Below are 19106 nucleotides of genomic sequence, written 5' to 3'. Positions count from 1 at the left end.
GATTATCTCATTTTTGGGCGAAAGGAATGGGTGTGGCGATGTGCGTGAGGTTCTTCTGTGTGGCCAGCAGTTGGGCCAGCATCTTCATCGTCATCTTCAATATCGTCCTCCTCTTCAACAGGAGAGCGGGACGGTCCGGGCGTATCGTCAATAACTGCCCCGATGTTCCGTAGGTCGTCTTCCAGACCATTCAGCGCGAGGCTCATGATGGGATGACTCAGGCGAACCCTGTAGCGTGCTGCCAATGTTTCCCAGTGGGCCTGGCTAACGACGCCAGCAGCTTCAACAAAAGGCCAGGGACGACCAGTGGACGCCAGGGTGTACCAGAGCGGACGGTCGAGTCCTTTCAGCCAACGGAAGCGGCGAATGGGCAAGTGCAGATCGTTGTCATGCAGGGCTGAGATGGCCGTACGTACGTAGCCGTACTGCCTGATGAAGTTCCGGGCCTCTTCTGTGGCAATAACCTTTTTGAATGCGCTGTTGGCCAACGCCAGATTGGGGTAACCAATTTTGTTCCGATACCTGCGGTCAGTTTTCAACGTGGAACGGTTGAGCACATCCAGCAGTGCTTCAGCGTCCTTACGCTTGTCCATGAAGTGCTGCAGGCCAAAGATGGCGAACATGGCCCGTTCATGGTCATTAAACGTGTTGAAGAGTGGTGCCACGTCGGCGCCGGTGGCAACTTTGGGCAGTGGGGTCCCCAGCTGGGCAATGAAGACCTCCTGAGCCACCTCCCGGCGTAATCGCTGATTGACGACCAGTTTGTGCTCAATGGCGAACTCATCCGGCGTCTGCGCGCTCCGATGTTCCTCAGGGTCTACGTTCAGCAGCTGCTGCTTTTTATCGCCGTAGGTCAGTGCCGGAATAATTGAGGGTGAGAAAGCTGACATAATGCGGGGCAGCGTATGGATAGAAATGTCACGTCGGGTACGACTTACCTGGTGCCTGCGAACGGCGATAATCCCGGTAATAATAAGAGGGACCAGCGCAATCATCAGAATGCCGGCAGTGACGTCCATTACGGCAAAGAACTCACTCCATGTAACGTCCGGGGCGTTGTTATGCGTTCTGGCCAGAAGATTAATACGCCAGGCAGCAAATTCATGTGTACGAGGGAAATCTGCAAGATTCCATAGCCAGTAAAGCACGATGGTACAGGTTTCGACGGTGAGCTGTCGGAAAAAAAGGGCTGCGATAATCAGCGTGATAAAGCCGCCGACCACAGCCATTGACCAGTCATGGGACCGGACGTCATTGCGTGGTTGTTGCGCCATAGGAGGGCCTTTGATAGTACGAATGCAAAAGAAAAGGCACTCTGAAAAGAGTGCCTCTGATGAAGGGGGCGACTGCTTAAGAATTATTTCGGTGGCAGAACCAGGTTAATGCCGTTTCTTTCAGCGATCTTTTCTGCCTGATGCTCAACGCATCCTGGAATGTTGTATTCATAGCTCCAGCTCTGGTTACGCATGGCGTTGATTTTTTCCAGCAACTGACTGGCTTTACTTGTCACAATTGCGACGGACGGGAGTTCAGGGTTGCCAGTGAAAATTCTGAGGGTGTTGCCCTCTACTTCGATTGATTTCCAGTCGTACATCCCAAACCCCATTACACGCACATCACGAGGGAAGAAGAAATTAAAAATGGTGGTATCGGGATGGTTAATGTAAAGCAAAGTTCCTTTTTTAGTATCAAGTCCCAAAAATCCCCAACCTGTACGGTCTCTGGCAATATTTTGTGGTGATGGAGCGCAGAGCTCAGACTCTCTAAAGAAGGATGCAAATGCTTTGATGTTTTTGCGTTGTTTCCATATGGAATAGCCAATTAAAAGTAATGCTATCGGTACTGAAAGAGACAATAAAGTAATTATCTTATCTGATAGGAATCTTGTGCCCATCATTTCTTGATAATTGATTGTTGAGTATACGGCTAATGGAATGTGGAATGGTAAAATAAAAATACAATATGCGAATGAGAGCACACCAGTCACTGCGACAGACCAGTTCTTGCTATAAGTATCGATGTATTTAACTGTCATAGTAATCTTCCTGATTTTATCTGAGCCTTTTGCTGGCCAGATTGTAAACCTCACTGTGCTCCCGCTTGCCTACGGCGACCACAGCAATGATTAATTCATTGTCAATAACCTGATAGACCAGTCTGAAGCCAGACGACCTCAATTTAATTTTATAGCATCCAGGCATGCCCCGAAGTTTAGCAGAAGGGATATGAGGATTTTCTGCACACTTCTTCAGCTTCTTTGCAAATTGCTGCTGAACAAACTTATCGAGTACATTCCATTCCTTGAGAGCGTCAGTTCTGAACTTCACCCGATAAGTCATAGGTAACTATCCAGATCCACATCATGCAATGCCTGTTTACTGCGTTTGGTAACCAGTTTAGCGAGCTCTTCCTCGTCTATGTATTCGAGCATCTGCTCATAGAGTTCAGCCGGCACGCAGTAAAAAGCAGGTTGGTTATGGTTCAAAATAGCCACGGGAGAACCGGCGCCTGCATTGACCGTGGCCATAGGGTTTTTCTTCAGCTCACTGATGCTGGCTGTTGTATCGCTGTGAATGATGTTTGGCATGACCTCTCCATTAGTGAGACTGATTTACAGGTCAGATTATAACATAAGATGACCTGTATTTAAGTCTTTTTATGGATGATGTTTCACACTATTTAAATCCATCAGCATCTCCTCCAGGTTTGGCTGCATCGACCCTCTTCAGCCCTGGAGCATGACCAGCCTTGCTCCCGAAGCCTGCAAACATGCTGCGCACGGACTCAACAGCACCCTTCATCATTTGTGCGGCTTCTCGACCGCCGAGCCATGAAATAACATAATCAGGCATATAGACCTGAAGGCTGAAGGCGGATGACACGAGTGAAGTACACGTTCGGGCATAAATCATCAGAATCCCTATAATACTTGCAAGTCCTGTAAATGAATCAGCCTGAACATTCGCCAGTGCTGGCGTGATGAGCATGTTAAGAAGAGTTCCTATGGCCACGACAACCAGACTGGCAAAGAAAAAACCAAACACCATCAGTGACGGTCTAATCGCAGCGTCGATCAAGAAAATGTAGCCATAATTAGCTCGGCTCCCCTTATCTTCCTCTGTGCCTATGTGTGTTGATGCCCACAGTGAGCCCGCTGTGGTTCCAATAAATACGCTCGCAAGCCAAGATGTGCAGGCCGTTATCCAGTAAATTAATGGGATAAAAGGCAAGAAGATGGATAGAGAAAATCCGACATTCAGCAATATGAATAAAATGAAGTATACGACCGGGGAGATAGATCCCATCACACTTTTGGCTATATATCCTGCACCTGACACGGTATTTATGACTTTAGTTAATCCATTGCTATCCGCACCAGCCCAATCAACTGCTGCTTTAGTGGCGGTAAATACTATGAAGGTGGTTTGAGCAGAAACCAGCGTGTAATCACCAATTGCTTTCATTTTGAGCATTGGATTAACTTGTGCTGAGGAGTCATTTCCATCGCTCATTACATTTTCAATAATTTTACTGGTTAGCTTCTGGCCAAAAGGAAGCACTTTCCTGATGGCGTCATTAGCATTCTGAACGTCGTCAATATTCTCATTACCAGCAACATTTGCCGACCCTAATGGTGGAGTGAAGGTTGAATTTTTACGTTGTGCCTGCAATGCAATCTGGATCTCTGACTGGAGTCTTCCTATTCCAACTTCACCAATATTAGACGGCCCGGTAACTATAGGGCTTTTATTCGCGATGCTATTCACCTTTTGATTGGCTGTAGCGAATGACTGGTACCAGGCACCGAGCGAAATCCAGCCGCTTTGTTTCAGATAGTTTGCGAGCTCGCTGCGGATTGTACCTTCATTGTCCACGCTTGCTGTTGCTGCAGTAATCGTGTCTTCATACTGGCGTGCGGCCTGCTGAATCTCCGCTTCTGCATCCGGAAGACGGCCTTGCCCTCCATCCTGGTAGCTACGCCAGGCGCTGACAAAGTTATCCGCGCTCTGTGAGAGCGAGCTGTTCATCGCGGTGAAGGCATTCATCTGGGCATTTTCGAGCGGGCCAGAATTTATCGGAACGCTAAAAGAGTACCAAGAGCCGCTATCCGACGTTTCCGGCAGCTTTGCGCTGCCGCACAAGGCGCTGCCGTTTGAAATGCGTATCTCACGACCGTCAGAAGACCGCTGCTCAGACATCGGCGGCGTGCTGCTGCTACCGACCTGATGCATTTCTGCCTGTTCGGTGTTCATCGCCGCCTTGCACAGGTACATGTCAAAAATGCCCCGGGCGGCTGTGATGGTTTCACCGGCAACGGGCTGCATAATCATGGACTGGCCGTCCATAATGACGTCTGCCGCTTTGTCGGTAAGCAGATTGGCACTCCCCACGCCCATGATAGATGCCATCCATAAGAACGCAAGGTTCGAAATGGACCAGCCAGACGGTGTGGGTACCAGTGCCATAAATCCCGCCAGCGATGAGACGGGCGCCATCATGGTGTTACCGCGGCCAAATACTTTACCGCGATTTCCGGTCAGTACCGTGGCGCGTAGGGTTACCCCCATAAACCAGATGAACGCCAGACCAGCGATAATAGCGTTGAACACGCCATACAGCTGGCCGATGAAGCTGACGTTCTGAGGCTGCAGCGGGTTATTCACCACGTCGCCATAAACCATGATAAGCAGCTGGCGAGAGAGGTCGGTGGACCGTGTGGCCGCACCGCTAATCGTGTCGTAGTTAATATTGTCTGCAAATGCCGGCAACGACAGACCGACCAGCGCGAAGGCGGCCAGTAACAGTAGCAGTCTTTTCATATTGGTTTCCGTAACGAACAGAATGCGCATCCGGAGGATGGCAGAGGGAAAAGGTCAGAACGGGGCACGCCAGCTAAAGAGTTCTTTAAGCCAGGTGCCGGTTGCCCGCCACTGAGTAAACGATCCCAGTTCCTGACTGAGAAGTTGCCAGAGGTGAAACTGGTTTTTCATGGCACATACAAACAACATGCCGGCGAAGGCGGAAACCATGAACATCAGACTGAACATACGCATCAGCAGCACCCCGGAACCCGGAGGGGCTGCAAGCAGTGTTCCCACCGGTAGCAAAATGACGATGCTTACGGCCACGACGAACATGGACAGCCAGATCCGTTTAGCCAGCAGAAAACGGCGCATCAGTGCTTCTCTGCTGTGACCACTGGCGGCCACGGCTTCGTCAAAAGTGAGAATTTCTTTTTCTCTCTGTGCGGCTTCAGGCCACAGACGGCGGAACCGCTCCGCATTTTTCTCAGCCGCATACCGTGCGGCATTTACCATGCGACCGGCCTCCCAGAGCGGGAGGACCAGATTGGCGGCAAACCAGGCTTTCTTTCCTATTTTCTTCATTGGCGTGTAGCTCCGGCTGCGGCCTGCTGCAGTTTCTGCGCCAGGCGAGGCTCATAGTATTGAACGCCTTCCAGGCTCAGCTGCTGGCCAGAGATAATGGCGTTCTCCTGCAGTTGCTGCTTGATGCCTAAAAGTAAGGCGGTCTGAAGGCTCTGGATTCGGATGGATTCACGCAAAAGGTTGTCGCCATCCATAGCCTGCAGGTCGGTCTGATAATCGGTATTGGCGTACCGGCGATTGACTTCGAAGGACTCAAATTCACGTAATGACATCATGCCGGTGCGCTTTGCTTCGGCTGAGGCATTCTCATCAAACCAGGCCCTGCTCGATGGCGTCTGGAGTGTTTCGGCCAGAACGTCTTTCGTGGCTTCATTAGGCTGACTGGCAGCGACCATAGCCAGCTGAGGTTGCTCAGCAGCACTTTGTATGGCGTCATGCTCTGTCATCATCCCGATGTACTGACGACCACTGTCGGTTTTCACTTCGCCCTTTTTCAGCGCGCGGCCGGGGCTGTGGCGGACCGAGTTTTTGAGGTACATCATTGCCGCATCCGTCTGCTCCTGGGTGAACGTCAGCTCCGGGGCCTTGTCTTCCGGACCGGCGCCGGCCAGTAACGACCGGACTTCCTTATCTCCTCCCGGTAACGCCGATTCACCGCTGCAGAGATCACCCCAGGCGTCCGCATCTTCTTTTGTGCAGTAGTTCCTGTGGATTTCTGCCGTGGCAAAAAGGCCCTTTTCCGGCACGTCGGGTTTGGATGACAGGGCCTTTTTGATGGCACGGTTCCGGACGCTCCCGCCGCTGGCAAGCGTGGACTGTTTTGCCGCTGACTGGCGTGCTACCTGTGAAGCCTGCCCGGAGGCAGACTCGCTGCAGATGCTGTCCGGCACGGTGTAGCTGCGCCTGGCCTGCTCCAGGTTCTGTACCTGCTGCGCATAGGTGGCGTATTGCTGCATGTTCTCCGTTGACTGTTGGATCATGGCTGCAATCTTGTCGTTGCCGGAGCTGATGGCGCCGCCAATCTGCTGGTTGGTGGAGAGTATGCTTCCGAGGGTTGCGTTCGCTGTACTTAACTGCGGAACCACCTCAGTTGTGATCGGTATGCTGCTATTAACATTGACGGTATAAGCTGAACTATAAAACGGGGACAGTAGCAGGCCGCCGATGGTGACGGCCAGGAGTCGTTTATTCATGGGTTCGCCTTTATCAGATTTGCAGGCCGCGTGCGGCAATCAGCTCGCTGGCCAGTCGGTTAATTACGTTGCCGTGATCGGTTTCTCGCGCTTCTTTCTGGCGCAGGTCAATGAGGTTGACTGCGCTGCCGGTCGGGAAGGCTTCAGCCAGGATAGCTCTGGCTTTGCGACCGTCGAGCAGGTCATACAGCTGGTCGCGTAATGCGGCATCTTTCGGGGTTGAGTTGAGCGCCCATAGCTCTTTGGGGCCGAGGGTATTTTTAAGGATTTGCACCACTCTGCCGGTTTTCAGGCGGAAGCACGCCAGGAAGTGGGTACCGCTGCCGTCAGGGGAGGCACCGGAGCCAATATGACGAAACGTCTGCGCGGTATGCGCCGGCACGCCAAAATGCTCGGTCAGCAATGGCAGATCCTCGTGGCTGACCTGCATCAGATAGAGGCTGTTGGCCGACTTCAGGATCTCGTGCGGGAAGTGGTTCAGATACTGAGAGCTCAGCACGGTACGGATGAAGAATTTGCGGTTCTCCAGGTCCTGGGTGACCAGCTTATTCATGATAAACGGGATGTCCTTGGCGTTGTGCAGCTCGTCGTAAATCTTGGTTTTCACCTCCTGCGCCAGCTGGGTCAGTCGTTCGTGATGAAATGGCTGGTACATTTCCGGCAGTTCGCGCATAAGCTCATTGCGGTACTGCGGCAGCTCAAAATGCCCGGCGGCCAGCTGGCCAGCATAGAGATACATCAACCCGGTTTTGACCTGACCAGCCCGGGTTTTGCCGCCAACCACGTTGTTCAGGTCAATGGCTATCACGCGGGTGCCCGGGTTAAGTTCAAACACGGTACGGCCGGAAAGCATTTTGTAGGTGCGTAAGGCATCCGACAGGCAGCGGCTGATATAGGAGAGCAGGGTTTCGCCACTGCCTTCGCGGGTGATGGTGCCGTACTGCATACGGACGTCCTCATCATTGAGGTAGACCTGCAGGTCACTCAGCTCCGGCATGGCCTGATAATGGGCGCGAGTGGCGGCGGTCATTTCTTCACGGGAAAAAAGTAAATCCCTGACCTCGAACCAGGTGGCTTTTGACCACCAGTTGTCGTCGTACTCATGGCGGATACCAGTCTTTTCCAGCGCCTCATCGACCAGAGGCTCCAGCGTTTGTGCATAGCGAACTGGCGTCAGGCTGGCATTCGTCTCATAGGCCGTATCGATAACCCGGCTGAGGATCTGCCGGCAGTCCTGTGAGTTCGGCGGCGTGCCGGTTTCCGGGTTTACACACAGTGTTTCACAGATACTGAGCAGATATTCCTTTTCCGGCGTCAGTGGGTATTTCATCCCAATCTGGACGTCAAACGGGTTCTTACAGTGCTTACGACTGTTTTCAAGAACTATGCCAACCACTTCGTTTTGACGGGATTTGGGTAGTGCATCCCGAATGAGTTTTATCAATCCCTGGGCCGAAAATCCCTTATCGACGTAGGACAGAAACGGCAGGTTGCTCTGGCCTGAGAATAAGATGGCTTCACTGAGCGCCCCCAGGGCCACGGATTTACCCGTGCCGGGTTCACCGGCGACTATCTCCGTGAATTTTGTCTGCAGGTTACTGGCCAGTTTCACCGGGAAAGGTTTGCCGTCTGGGGTGGCAAACACAATGCTGGCATCGTCTGCCCATGGAGTGGCGGGGCGCTGCAGGGGAAGTAAAGCAAGCGCTGCAGAGAGGGGGGGATACATCAGCGATGGAATACTGAGCGCGTTCGCCCCGACCAGGGTTGATGCCCAGGCACGCGCCGGATCACCAAAGGTCCCCGTTACCTCACACACGCCCCAGGACTGAAGCCCCTTCTGAAGCAACGTCCGATTACGCTTAGCAGTGTCTTTATCCCGGGCCCAGGTGCTGGCGCAGATGGTCATCACGCAGACAGGCTCGCTTTTATCCACCTCTTCCAGCCACTGGACGGAATCATAAACCGGGCGCAGTGGAGGCAGCAGGCCAGCCAGGCCCAGGATGGTTTTCTTCCCGCCCAGAGCCTTCATGCCGCCAGGCATCAGGTCCATGCGGATACGCCAGGGCAGGTGACGGTTGATTTTGTCAAACAGCTGGCTGAACGTTTCAGGTTGCTGAGGACCCAGCGAAAGCGCCAGCGTGGTGTGCCAGTGGTCATCAACATGAATGAAGCTGCCATCGATGACAGGTTCACTGTTGAATAACTGATAATGCAGATGAGGCGCGAGGAGCACCGAATGGTCGTTTCCTTTCGACCGGCCATGTGGCCACTTTACATCCCCGGGCAGAAACGGCCGCCAGGAATCTGAGGTACTTTCGCGTTCGATCTGTTCACGTAACGACAGACCAAATTCATGGGCATTCATCAGACGAATGCGGGTGCCAAAGTCACCTTTACCAAACTGGTTTTCCAGCATGGTGATGAAGGTGTCGTGGCGAATTTTTAGCCCTTCCAGCGCCTGAAATACCGAGTTCTGGCCATATCGTGCGCCCGGGCTTTTCTTCAGCAAAGCCTCACGCCGCTTTTCTTCATCGCGGATTTCGGTAGAGGAGAGTGCTTCGCGGGCGGTATAGACCACCAGGAATGCACGCTCCCGGGCGATGAAGGGGGCCATTTTCTCAATACGTTCATCCAGAATATCAGTCAGGTTAAGTCCCATGCGCTTTAGACTGCGGTATTGATGAGCCAGTAGTTTTTTCAGTTCAGCCCGGGCTTTGCCCGGATCGCATTCGAAGACGAAGCTCAGCTTACGACCGGGTTCTTTAAACTCGCTGGTCAGCAGTGTTGTCAGGCGGGCAATATAGTTACTGAACAGTGCCTTATCCCGCCGCTCTTCTTCTGTGATGGCCGTTTCTTCATTGAAAGCGCAGTAGGTCCCCTCGATTTCGAACACGCTGGCATAGTGACCTTCCTCTGTGAGGAAGATATACGGAGAGGACATTCCCGGACGGCGCTTACGATCGTCGTCGGTCAGGCCAATGGTGGTGCGAAGATCGCAGTAACGCGTAAAGTCCTGCCCCAGCGCATAACGCGAGGCCCAGGCAATGGCTTCCTCCACGCATTCCAGCGCGGTGACCAGTGGATTTTTCATGCGAATGTTCTCTGATAGGGCCGTCAGGACTGGCGGCAATGCTGGTTATACAGGGACGTCCATTGACCTGGTGTAAGACTCAGGCTGAACGACCTGGCGGCGATAATGTCCGGGTTGGGAATGAGTGCAACATGGAGCAGACGTTGTTGTAGCGACTCACGCAGTGCGGGTGATGACTGCTGCAGCGCCTGTCCAAATTCGCCCGGATGGCTGGTTCCCCAGAATCGTTCCGTCTCAGCCCGGTGTGCGGCAAGCCAGTTGAGGATCATGGCCGCACCATTTTGCTGGCGTTCATCCCCGTCACGCCGGGCGGTAATCACCGTTCTTATCAGCCGGCTGATGTCAGCAGGCGCGAGCTCAGGCAGGTAAACCATCACGCCATCGTTGGCGCCCAGACGATTCAGATGGCGGCTGCAGAGGCATACGCTACAGCCGACAGTGAGATTATTGTCGTGCGTGTTTTCCGGATTGCCGTCACGAAATGCCAGTCGATTACTGGCACTGACGTGCCCGCAGTATTCGCAGGCGTTGCCGGTGAGTTTCGCCGCCCGCCGGTACAGAGCGGGATCGTGTCCAGTTTGTTCATGCCCCCAGACCTGCTGCTCGATGTCAAAGTGCTGATAACGGATAGCTGCAGTCAGGCGCAGATGTGTAACGCCGTGACGAGACCAGCGCCGGCAGGCTTTAGTGAGAGGTTCAAACAGCTTGACCCCATCAGTTTGCTCTGGCGTCAGTTTTTGCAGCTGTTCGCTCAGAGGTGCCAGTTGGATTAGCCAGACGTTACAGTTGTAACCAGCATCGGCAGAAACACCACAGTGATAAAACTCAGGGAGCAGTGGAAGAAGCCACTGGCAAAAGGTAATTGCTTCAGGAGCTTTCAGGCTCAGGGATGGGAGCGCTGTATCGCTGTCGTCTGGCGGACACGGCTCCAGCTGAACGGGAAAAAGGAAACTGACTGCTTCCGGGAATCGGTTCAAGGTGACCTCCTTTAAGGCAGGACCCCGGCGCCAGCGCGCCGGGGAATGATGTTAACCCACGTCAACCGGGTTCAGCTGAATGGTGCTCTGACCTTTCTTGATGAACTGGTCAATGGCAATCATGATGCAGCCGGCACCGATACAGGTCAGGACCCAGCCCCAGCCAATCTGCGGGTTCTTTTTCTTGGCCACCCAAAGGGCGACGCCAATAATGACGAGTCCAATCCCGCCAAACTTCGCCACTTTCAACAGGCTTTTCCCTGAGTTATCGGCGCCGTCGGCCACGGTGTCGAGCATCCCAAAAATGCCGTCATCAGCATGAGCTGGCAGCGTCAGGGAACACAGGAGTGCGGCAATCGGAGCCAGAAGACGTTGACCCAGAGAAGAAGCAGCCAGCCACAGGCGTACGGAAACGGACAGTGTGAAATTACGCATTGTTAAAACCTCTTTTGTTTATGGAGTTAATTCCAGCTCAGATGCAGCGTTTGTTGGAGTGCGTCGAGCAGTTGTGGATTGCAGGCCAGGAGAATGCCGCAGATGAGGATCACCATGCCTGCAGAGACATCTTCTCGGGCAGTCAGACCTGTGTGGCCATCAACCAGAGAGCGACGGACACGAGATATGCCCATGAAGAAAAACATCACCCCGACCGCACGTAGCAGTGTGAGAACGGCATCGATGGCGAGCTTGGCCTGACCCATGGATTCCGGGGCGTAGGCGATGGCATCAAAGGAAACATCGCCAAAACTCAGGGTATGGGAGGCTTTATTCATCATCTGCTGCAGGGCGATGAGAGCACCGCCGAGGCAGACCGATGCCAGGGCTTTAATCCCGCTGGCTGGTTTACCGGTGCGGACCCGTTGGGCGACGGAGAACAATGTGAAAATGCAGCCGCCAAGTCCGAACATAAAACCCAGAGCCAGGATCAAGCGGATACCGCTGGTTTTCAGGCCGTCGGCGACCTGAACTAGGATTTGAATGGCGTCCATTAGCCCCCCTGGCGAATGACGCCCCTGTCAGTTGTGACGGTGCGTGCAGTGGCATTAATGCTGCGGATGGTCATGCCGTTGATGTTATCGCCTGCCTGCACCGACCAGGTGTATCCTCCGTGGGTTATCCAGGCCATGCCCGGGTAAATAGTATGTACCCGCCAGCCCTGTACGCCGGTACTGCGTTGATTGCCAGTCCCTGTTCGTGCAGCTGCTGTACGGTGCGTTGATGCTGATGTCGATTTAACGACGGTACGTTTTACTGGTTTGCTGGCGGCTTTGGCTGGGGCGGTTGTACCGGTTCCCATTGCCTTCATTCGTGCTTCAAGCTCTGCCAGACGTCTCTCTGCATCGGTGACACGGCCATCCAGTACGCTTATCCCTTGCTGGTTTGCCTCGCTGGCCTGCTGTAGTGCTTGGGCATCTACCGGAGGTGCTGCAGGCTGAACAGGTTCAGTGTGTTGAGTTGGCTCCGGTGCTGGGGCAGGCACTGGTAGTGGTTCAGCTGCGGGAGCCTCTTCCTCCGCTGGCGCTTCCACAGGTGCGGCCTGATGGTCAGGAACAAAGGCACGTTGAGGTGGTTCATCTGGCCAGACGGCATAGACGAGAAGGGCAACCAGTACGCCGCCGGCAATCAGCAACGTGCTGAGGTCATACCCCATAAACTGACGTTTTCTTTTAGGGTTCTCGTCTTTGGCTAGCGTCTCAGATACTTCCTCTTCGGGCTCCGGACGCAGTTCAGGCAACGGCGAGGCAGCGGGCTCAAGGTCCGAATCGAAATAGTTTTCTTTCATGGCGTTTCTCTTCAGGGATGTAAGGCGGGGACCATGCGGCTGGCGGGTTGCAGGCTGACAGCCGCGGGCACATCACGGGTCTTAATCACTTTGTCGCTTTCTTTTACAGCAGACATGAACAACACGGCGATGCTCTGGCCACGATCGACAAGAACCTGCTTCACCGGGAGTTTCTGCGCGTCCTGGCTTACCACCTGACCCGCTTGTTGGGCAGCGCCGCCGAGGATGGTACCGGCCACTGCTTTACCGTCAGGCATACCCACGCGCCCCTCAAGGGTGTTGTAACCGGTGCTCAGGATTTGCGTATTGGCACTGGCATACAACTGACCGCCTAATCCCAGACCATGCGCCAGTGCCGGCAGCAGAATGCGTGTTGTATAGCGGTTGTTGACTGACGATGCGACGGAGGACTGCAGCGTATCCGGCATAGCCGCCCAGGCATCAATACGCCAGGTGTTGTTATTCCAGTCCATGTTGGTGAAATGGATAGTCACACCATCGCCGGCGAGCTGGACACCATTGGCTGTTAAGGTGGCGCCGGCATACGGGCCTGCCGGAATACGGGCCAGCACCTGAGAGCTTGTGTTGTCGGAATCAATCGCCGTCTCAATCAAGCCGCCCGGACGACTGCCGACAGGAATAACAATGCGATCAGGTACTGTGCCGCCTGAACCTGCAACGCTCCCGGTTTGCGTCGAAGGAGAGAGGCTGTCCGTCCATCCGGAGAAGGGACTCGCTGCAGCCACACCTGATGCGCCGGCGGTCTGTGCCGCCTGGCCCGGGGCCTGTCCTGTCACGCTGGCCAGTTGACCGACCGGAGCGCTACGCTGGGCTACGAGCTCTTTGAGTAACGCTTCCAGCGCTTTTTTACGGTCCGGGTCAAGCGACTGCGCCGGAACATGCTGAGGCGGCGGCAAAGGGTTTCCTGCCCGTGGAGGCGGTGGCGTTGGCGGTGCCTCCTGTGAAATTGGTGGAACCTGGCGAACGGTACCGGAGCCGGCTGAGGCGATAAAGCTGGTGTTATTCGCCATCGCCTGCTTAGCGCCTTCTGCGTTGTTCTCTCTGAGCAACGTCTGGTACTGCGGGCTTTCTGCTGTGGCTTTTCCTGTTCCACCGGCAGTTTTATCCACGCTGATGTGCGTCACTGCCTCAGGCGGAGCATTGAGCCAGGACACCAGTATGAAAAGAAAGGCAACGGCAGCGAAGCCACCAATAACAATGATTAAGCCGGTTTTCTTCACGTCCCGGCGGGCGTCTTTTTCTGCAGCCATGATTACTCCAGAGATAAGGTCATCCAGACCGTTTTACCGGCATGAGAGAAAGCCACTTCCGGAGTCAGTGGCAGTTTGTACAGCCAGGTCCCGTCGCCAGAGGCCAGGGTCTGTTCAAAGGCATCACGCAGCTCACTGCGGGTGCGGATGTAAAGGTCGTCTCCCATCTGCCAGACCTGTGTATCCGGCACGGACCCTTCAATTTTCAGCCGGCGGGCATCTTTAGGGGGAACACCATCGAGAAAGGCCTGCAATGTTGGGTTGTTAAGGCCAATCTTTGATTGTGGCGCCGGCATCTTTTTCGCCTGCGGGCCGCGCTGTGGGATGCGCAAATCCAGGCGAGTATCAATAACGCGGGATTTGGCTGTGTTACTGGCCTCACCGCTGGTGACATCCACGATGATGGGTACCGCCAGTCCCTTCAGATACACCGTGACATTCCCACGGTCATACTGCCGCCTGGCCTGAACCGTCATCACGCTGCTGTCCGGGATATAGTTCACCGTAAAGCCATCGGCATTAGCGTTATAAGGTGGGGCCGCCAGTGGCCATGGCGCCCCGGTGTTGTCCGTAAACATCACTGTGCTGGCCTGATGTGTGGCTGTTCGCAGTACCGGTAATGAGGCACCCGGGGAGAGATTCACTGTCAGAGTGGAGATACGAGGCACCACATCTGCAGGCTGCCAGGCGCGTCCACGGCTGGCGTCATCGACAGCCCGGCTGACGTTTTCAATCTCACCGCGGTTAAGCGGGGCGGCCTGGCCGATAGCCCAGGCTTCGGCTGCAGAAGGTGGTGCCGGTGGTGACTGGCGTAGCGGAGCAGTAATGTCCGCTACGGGTTCGCTTTGCGCTGCCGGCGGCGCCGTTGTGGCAACTTCCGGAGCCCCCGGGGATGGTGCGGGCGGTAACGCAGTAGTGGGGGTGTTTGTACGGGCGTTAGCCCAGTCGGCAGCCAGCACAGAGCCCGCCGACAAGAGCAAAATTGCTGTCGTGAGAAGTCGAATTTTCATGAGGTTTCCTGATACTTAGCGGGCATCCCGGGTGACCACGGAGGCCACTTCGATTCCTTCAGGTTTGAGCCTGACGTCGGTTCGCTGAATGCGGATCGTAAAAATGAAGTTCTGAGGTGGCAGACTGCGGGTCTGGCCATCAAGGCTCAGGGTGACGGGATACTGAACTTCCCAGATATAGGGGCCGTCCGAACCTTCACGGCCGCGCCGGTAAATCATCCCCTTACGGGTAACGTTGGCCGACATCAGCAGCTTGTCTGTCTTCACCTTTGCAAACAGGTTGGAGTTTGTCAGCGCGCTGTAGTAACTCCTGAAGCCGTCCTCTGAGAACTTCTGCTGCTGATCGCTTATCTGCGTACGGAAGTTTTTGAAGTCGAGCTGGAAGGCGCTGCGGACAACTTTGTCACCAAAGGCAATGACGTCATCGTCGCTGTAAGCAGGCTCGGACGTTGCATATTGCGCAAGTACGCTGCCGTTGAGCGTGGCGAAGTATTTCACCGGAGGGTGAGCGACCTGCCAGGCAAGCCAGACGTTAACCGGAAACTGCACCAGGTTGAAGGAGACGGACACCAGAGCGACCGCCAGACATTTGCGAGCAAAAGAGGCGTTGAGCATCCTGTCTTTTTGAAGCTGCATTGCTTCCATGAAGGGTACGAGGTGTTTCTCATCAAACTCCTGAACCTTTTTGGCCGTGTCTGAAGAAGCCTCCCCCGGGGAGGCTGGAGATTGTTTCGTCACTTGGTCGTTTCCATCAGTTCAGTGAGATAAAAGAACGGCCACTGTCAGTGGCCGCCGGGGATGATTGCGTGCTGACGGGAATGGATGTCGTTCCCGAACTGTAGGACGAAAGGCCGCTGCTGGAGGCATAGTCTCCCCAGGGGTCTATGGTCGGAGGAACGTAGTCACTGATTTTGTCACGGGCCGCCTGGCAAATTTTCTGGCCGATCTGATTCAGGACGTCGGTCAGATTGGGAAACGTTGGCGCCGTAATGGTGGTGGAAATGTTTCCCAGGCAGCCACCCAATGACGCTGTGACATTGTTCTGACGCTGTGACCAGGCATCTGCGGCTTCTTTTGCCCGATTGTAGCCGGCTTCACTACCTGCTTTTGCAGCCCTGCCAGCGCGACAGGAAGCCGCTTCAGCGGCAGGAAGACACGCCAGAAACAGAAGGGTGGTACAGAGCATTTTTCGCATGAGGTCCTCACATGGGTTGCGGTTGATTAGCCGGCTTGACCTGCGCCCGGGGTGCCTGCTCCGGCTCCCGTGCTTTCGGCGGTGTCCAGGGTTTGTCGAACCCCAGCTTGCTGTGCAGGGCCGGCGGGATCTTTTCCGGTGAAACCAGAGGAACGGCAAACTTCGGTGCATCCTTTCCTTTGAGCTGAAAGGCAAAGGTATCCCTCCGGGCTTCACCATTCTTCACAGCGTTTAACGCCGAACCGTGGCCAATCAGGGCGAGAGCGCCGGTATCGGAAACAGTATTCACAGCAAGCCACGTGTTTCCGTTGGCTCCCGTGCATACCCGGGCCAGTACGTGGCGAAGTTCACCTTCATAACGCATCATTCCCTGCAGGTAATCGCCGTGACCTTTCACCAGGTGCGCCAGCAGTTCGCCTTCAGCGCCAGCTGCCTGCATGACCACTGAGCCTGCGGCTTTGGACAGAGCAGGTACCACAGCGTTTTCCGGAGGTGATTGCGGCGGTTTTTGTCCTTCACCGTCCGGGCCGGTATACAGCAGGCCGTGGCCTGTGGGGTCCGGAAGCGATAAAGACAGTGCGGTCGCCTTAACAATCTGGTGCTGGAGCTGCCAGAAGGCATTACCGTCATAGGCAGACAGTTCTGCCGGCGCAATGTGGTGTCGGTCAGCAACCAGCAGGCGATTATCCTGGGCCGGCGTCAGTGACCAGTGATTGCGATGTTTCTCCTGGCGTTCGTATCCGGTCACCACCCCCTCGTCATTGGTCAGCGGAACGTTGACGGTCACCGGCTTCTTGCCCAGATACTGCAGCTTCACAATGTCGCCCTGTTTCTGGCCACTGTCTTTCAGGGCCTGTTCCAGCTCCACACCCCAGTAAGTCTTGTTGCCTGCTTTTGTACGCAGCTGGACATAAAAGCTGTTCGTGTTGGCTTTGTCGAACTGATACGGCGCCCGTCCGGATTCGAGTAGCTTTCCGGTCAGGCCTGTTCGCAGGGTTTCTTTCTCAAAGACGGTCATTTCCTGAGTCGCGGGTTCAGCTTTTTTCGAAGGGACCTGACTGGCGGTGTCATTCCCCGGGGCGGTCGGTGCCGCGCCAGGTGAAGCAGGCGGTGTATCTACGGCCGTTGAAGGAGCTGATTCCTGCCCTGGCGTGCTGATGTTGATGCCATTCTTTGCCATCGACTCAGCGGCTCTGGCCTGCAACAGCGCTTCAAATTGCTCGCGCTGCAGCGGGTTTTTCAGATGCACCTCGATGTTGTGATCGGCAATCAGCGTCAGCGTGCGCTGGATGAACTCCGGACTGCCTGTTACCTCAACAGCACCACGCTGATTGACTTTGGCGGAAAGCAGGGCGGCCAGGATCATGCGGTCGTTTTCGCTTGCCTGCGGCGAAGCCATAACGATGCGATCGCCATAATCGCGGAATGCGTCTTCGCCATCGAGCGCATACACCCAGGTTCTGTCTTCCTGGCGGCTGGTCAGCCCCTGCAGGAGCTCGTCCAGATTAATCCGGGCGACTTCCGGCCCCTCCGGGCTGATGTCACCTGGCAGTCGCCCAAAGGTGAATGAGAAGCCATTTTCCTGAGCCGGTGCGGTATCAGTTTCCGCCGCTGCCGGCTGCAGTGGTTCTTCCGGTGAAGACGCCTTTTTCAATGGTGGCTCTGTCACTGGCGGAATACTGGCATCGGCCAGCTGGGCTTCTGCAGTTGCATCCACTGGGGGTGGACTATCAGCCGGTGGCGTTTGTGCATTTACAGCCTCTGCCAGAGGTGCATTCTGCAGGCCGGGGTTATCCGTGGCCGTGGGCGCGCTGGCCACGACTGGCGTCTCTGACGCCGATAACGATGCTGTTTCTGCAGACGGTGCCCCGACGGCATCTGGTGCGGAGGGCTCCACGTTTAACACCGGCTCGTCGGGGACCTGGTGAGAAGCCCTGTCATCCGGTGCCTCTGCCTCCCGAGCCAGTGGTGGAACAGAGGTTTCTGGCGGCGCGATTTCAGGTGACGGCTCCGGTATATCCTGTGCCTGCACGGAGGTTACTGTGCTCTCAGGTATATCCTCTGGTGGTGCAAATGCTTCCTGAAAATCATCGCCGAAGTCCGGATAATCCGTGATGTCAGGGAAGGGAACAGCAGGGTCATCCTGCCGGATGTTGTTGTCAGGCATGCTGTGAGTCTCCGTAAAGGACTGACGCCAGTCGGGAATGAGTTCATCGAAAATCGGTGCCAGCTGTTCGCGAACCGCATTCAGTCCGTTGGCCACGTGAATATCGTTAAAATCGCTGAATGAGGCGGTACCGGCGAACGCCTGCGCACGCTCGCTTTCAGAGAATGAAGGGATGATGTAAATGCCGTTAATAGCCGCTGCGGCTTCCTGTGCCTTTTTCGCCCCCTTATTATCCTGTTCACCGCGGTTGTTGGTTTTGGTGAAGTCATCTTCCCCGAGGATGATGTGGTGGTTATCCGGATAGCGCTCCTTCAGGTTTCGTGACACTGTCACCAGATTTCCGGCATCAACTGTCATTACAACCGGCATTCCGGTCGCTAGATGCAGGCTGGCGGCCGTGGCATAACCTTCGGCATACAGAACAGGGAGCTGAGGGCTGAGTTCACCCCCTACCACAAAGAAGTTGCCCGTCTTCTCCGCGCCTTTCTTCAGGTTCTTGGTACCGTCGGGTTTGATGTACTGAAGGGTGCGGAGCTCGCCATTGATGTTGCGTAGCGGGATGACCAGATTGTCGTATTTATCCAGACGAACGCCGTCGGCTGCCGATACACCTTTTCGGGCCAGATAGGCGTGTGTCTCCGTGGCCGGGGGCATTTTGCTCCATTGCCGCGACAGGGTTTTTCCCATCCGGGAAAATTCCAGCTGAGACTGTATTTCCCTGTCCCAGCGCTTCTGTGCTGACAGCGCACGTTGCTGCATGGCCTCTGCCGGGTCATAGGTATGTGAGCCGGTGGAGGTCCAGTTCACCTTGCCTTCACTTGCACGGTGATCCTGATACCAGCCCGCCGGTCGGCCATCGAGAAAACCCTGGTACACACCGGAGGTGGCACCGGCTTTATCACCATCGGTGGCAACCCTGTGCCGCTTCCCGTCCATTTCAGGCAGGCTGTTATTAGGCAGGATAAAGCCGGCATCCTTTAGTACCTGTGCAAATTCTTCTGCAGGCGTCAGATTGTCGGTAGTGGTCTGATT

The 19106-nt window shown here is 55.1% G+C and carries 17 protein-coding genes; all 17 read right to left on the bottom strand.

The window, feature by feature from the left end; all coding sequences use genetic code 11:
- Positions 1-2: 2 nt before the first annotated feature.
- Entirely contained in the window at positions 3-1274 is a 1272-nt protein-coding gene (locus BL249_RS03505; RefSeq protein WP_099704524.1) for a secretion/conjugation apparatus DotM-related subunit, read from the bottom strand.
- Positions 1275-1357: 83 nt separating this feature from the next.
- Positions 1358-2035 (bottom strand): plasmid IncI1-type surface exclusion protein ExcA, encoded by a 678-nt coding sequence (gene excA, locus BL249_RS03500; protein ID WP_099704525.1) that lies wholly within the window; start codon positions 2033-2035, stop codon positions 1358-1360.
- A gap of 16 nt (positions 2036-2051) precedes the next feature.
- Positions 2052-2339, bottom strand: a complete 288-nt coding sequence (locus BL249_RS03495; protein ID WP_070135841.1) for a type II toxin-antitoxin system RelE family toxin — start codon at positions 2337-2339, stop codon at positions 2052-2054.
- Complete coding sequence (locus BL249_RS03490; RefSeq protein ID WP_070135842.1) at positions 2336-2587, bottom strand: type II toxin-antitoxin system Phd/YefM family antitoxin; 252 nt, start codon at positions 2585-2587, stop codon at positions 2336-2338. Before BL249_RS03490 ends, BL249_RS03495 begins: the two co-directional genes overlap by 4 nt.
- 88 nt (positions 2588-2675) lie before the next feature.
- Positions 2676-4820 (bottom strand): DotA/TraY family protein, encoded by a 2145-nt coding sequence (locus BL249_RS03485; RefSeq protein WP_099704558.1) that lies wholly within the window; start codon positions 4818-4820, stop codon positions 2676-2678.
- Positions 4821-4874: 54 nt separating this feature from the next.
- On the bottom strand, positions 4875-5387 hold the full coding sequence (gene traX, locus BL249_RS03480) for a conjugal transfer protein TraX (protein WP_099704526.1): 513 nt from the start codon (positions 5385-5387) through the stop codon (positions 4875-4877).
- On the bottom strand, positions 5384-6580 hold the full coding sequence (traW, locus tag BL249_RS03475) for a conjugal transfer protein TraW (RefSeq protein WP_099704527.1): 1197 nt from the start codon (positions 6578-6580) through the stop codon (positions 5384-5386). The genes traX and traW overlap by 4 nt, the downstream gene beginning before the upstream one ends.
- Positions 6581-6593: 13 nt before the next feature.
- Positions 6594-9671, bottom strand: a complete 3078-nt coding sequence (locus tag BL249_RS03470) for a conjugal transfer protein (protein WP_099704528.1) — start codon at positions 9669-9671, stop codon at positions 6594-6596.
- A 23-nt stretch (positions 9672-9694) separates the two neighbouring features.
- On the bottom strand, positions 9695-10648 hold the full coding sequence (locus BL249_RS03465) for a hypothetical protein (protein ID WP_099704529.1): 954 nt from the start codon (positions 10646-10648) through the stop codon (positions 9695-9697).
- A gap of 51 nt (positions 10649-10699) precedes the next feature.
- Complete coding sequence (locus BL249_RS03460) at positions 10700-11083, bottom strand: DUF6750 family protein (protein WP_099704530.1); 384 nt, start codon at positions 11081-11083, stop codon at positions 10700-10702.
- A gap of 26 nt (positions 11084-11109) precedes the next feature.
- Positions 11110-11637 carry a conjugal transfer protein TraQ gene (traQ, locus tag BL249_RS03455; RefSeq protein WP_158233073.1) on the bottom strand — a complete coding sequence of 176 codons (528 nt, stop codon included), beginning with the start codon at positions 11635-11637 and terminating at the stop codon, positions 11110-11112.
- Positions 11637-12431 carry a hypothetical protein gene (locus tag BL249_RS18925; RefSeq protein ID WP_158233074.1) on the bottom strand — a complete coding sequence of 265 codons (795 nt, stop codon included), beginning with the start codon at positions 12429-12431 and terminating at the stop codon, positions 11637-11639. The genes traQ and BL249_RS18925 overlap by 1 nt, the downstream gene beginning before the upstream one ends.
- A gap of 11 nt (positions 12432-12442) precedes the next feature.
- The gene (gene traO, locus BL249_RS03440) at positions 12443-13702 is read right to left on the bottom strand and encodes a conjugal transfer protein TraO (protein WP_099704532.1); all 1260 of its coding nucleotides are present in this window, start codon (positions 13700-13702) and stop codon (positions 12443-12445) included.
- Positions 13703-13704: 2 nt separating this feature from the next.
- On the bottom strand, positions 13705-14712 hold the full coding sequence (locus BL249_RS03435; protein WP_158233075.1) for a DotH/IcmK family type IV secretion protein: 1008 nt from the start codon (positions 14710-14712) through the stop codon (positions 13705-13707).
- A 15-nt stretch (positions 14713-14727) separates the two neighbouring features.
- A complete protein-coding gene (locus tag BL249_RS03430; RefSeq protein ID WP_168174272.1) occupies positions 14728-15450 on the bottom strand; it encodes a DotI/IcmL/TraM family protein in 723 nt (240 codons plus the stop codon).
- 13 nt (positions 15451-15463) lie between these two features.
- Complete coding sequence (locus BL249_RS03425; RefSeq protein WP_241898829.1) at positions 15464-15907, bottom strand: hypothetical protein; 444 nt, start codon at positions 15905-15907, stop codon at positions 15464-15466.
- A 7-nt stretch (positions 15908-15914) separates the two neighbouring features.
- Positions 15915-19106, bottom strand: a 3192-nt coding sequence (locus BL249_RS18920) for an LPD7 domain-containing protein (protein ID WP_099753251.1), incomplete at its 5' end; no start/stop codon positions are given.

It is taken from the genome of Erwinia sp. OLFS4 (assembly GCF_002752165.1).
Classification (GTDB): domain Bacteria; phylum Pseudomonadota; class Gammaproteobacteria; order Enterobacterales; family Enterobacteriaceae; genus Izhakiella.
This window is presented reverse-complemented; position numbering and strand designations above follow the sequence as displayed.

What these genes read in the sequence shown, in the direction of transcription:
- BL249_RS03470 (WP_099704528.1), bottom strand. Translation starts at nt 9,671, where the DNA reads ATGAAAAATCCACTGGTCACCGCGCTGGAATGCGTGGAGGAAGCCATT.
- BL249_RS03460 (WP_099704530.1), bottom strand. Translation starts at nt 11,083, where the DNA reads ATGCGTAATTTCACACTGTCCGTTTCCGTACGCCTGTGGCTGGCTGCT.
- BL249_RS18925 (WP_158233074.1), bottom strand. Translation starts at nt 12,431, where the DNA reads ATGAAAGAAAACTATTTCGATTCGGACCTTGAGCCCGCTGCCTCGCCG.
- BL249_RS03425 (WP_241898829.1), bottom strand. Translation starts at nt 15,907, where the DNA reads ATGCGAAAAATGCTCTGTACCACCCTTCTGTTTCTGGCGTGTCTTCCT.
- traQ (WP_158233073.1), bottom strand. Translation starts at nt 11,637, where the DNA reads ATGGACGCCATTCAAATCCTAGTTCAGGTCGCCGACGGCCTGAAAACC.
- traW (WP_099704527.1), bottom strand. Translation starts at nt 6,580, where the DNA reads ATGAATAAACGACTCCTGGCCGTCACCATCGGCGGCCTGCTACTGTCC.
- traX (WP_099704526.1), bottom strand. Translation starts at nt 5,387, where the DNA reads ATGAAGAAAATAGGAAAGAAAGCCTGGTTTGCCGCCAATCTGGTCCTC.
- BL249_RS03505 (WP_099704524.1), bottom strand. Translation starts at nt 1,274, where the DNA reads ATGGCGCAACAACCACGCAATGACGTCCGGTCCCATGACTGGTCAATG.
- BL249_RS03490 (WP_070135842.1), bottom strand. Translation starts at nt 2,587, where the DNA reads ATGCCAAACATCATTCACAGCGATACAACAGCCAGCATCAGTGAGCTG.
- BL249_RS03495 (WP_070135841.1), bottom strand. Translation starts at nt 2,339, where the DNA reads ATGACTTATCGGGTGAAGTTCAGAACTGACGCTCTCAAGGAATGGAAT.
- traO (WP_099704532.1), bottom strand. Translation starts at nt 13,702, where the DNA reads ATGGCTGCAGAAAAAGACGCCCGCCGGGACGTGAAGAAAACCGGCTTA.
- excA (WP_099704525.1), bottom strand. Translation starts at nt 2,035, where the DNA reads ATGACAGTTAAATACATCGATACTTATAGCAAGAACTGGTCTGTCGCA.
- BL249_RS03435 (WP_158233075.1), bottom strand. Translation starts at nt 14,712, where the DNA reads ATGAAAATTCGACTTCTCACGACAGCAATTTTGCTCTTGTCGGCGGGC.
- BL249_RS03485 (WP_099704558.1), bottom strand. Translation starts at nt 4,820, where the DNA reads ATGAAAAGACTGCTACTGTTACTGGCCGCCTTCGCGCTGGTCGGTCTG.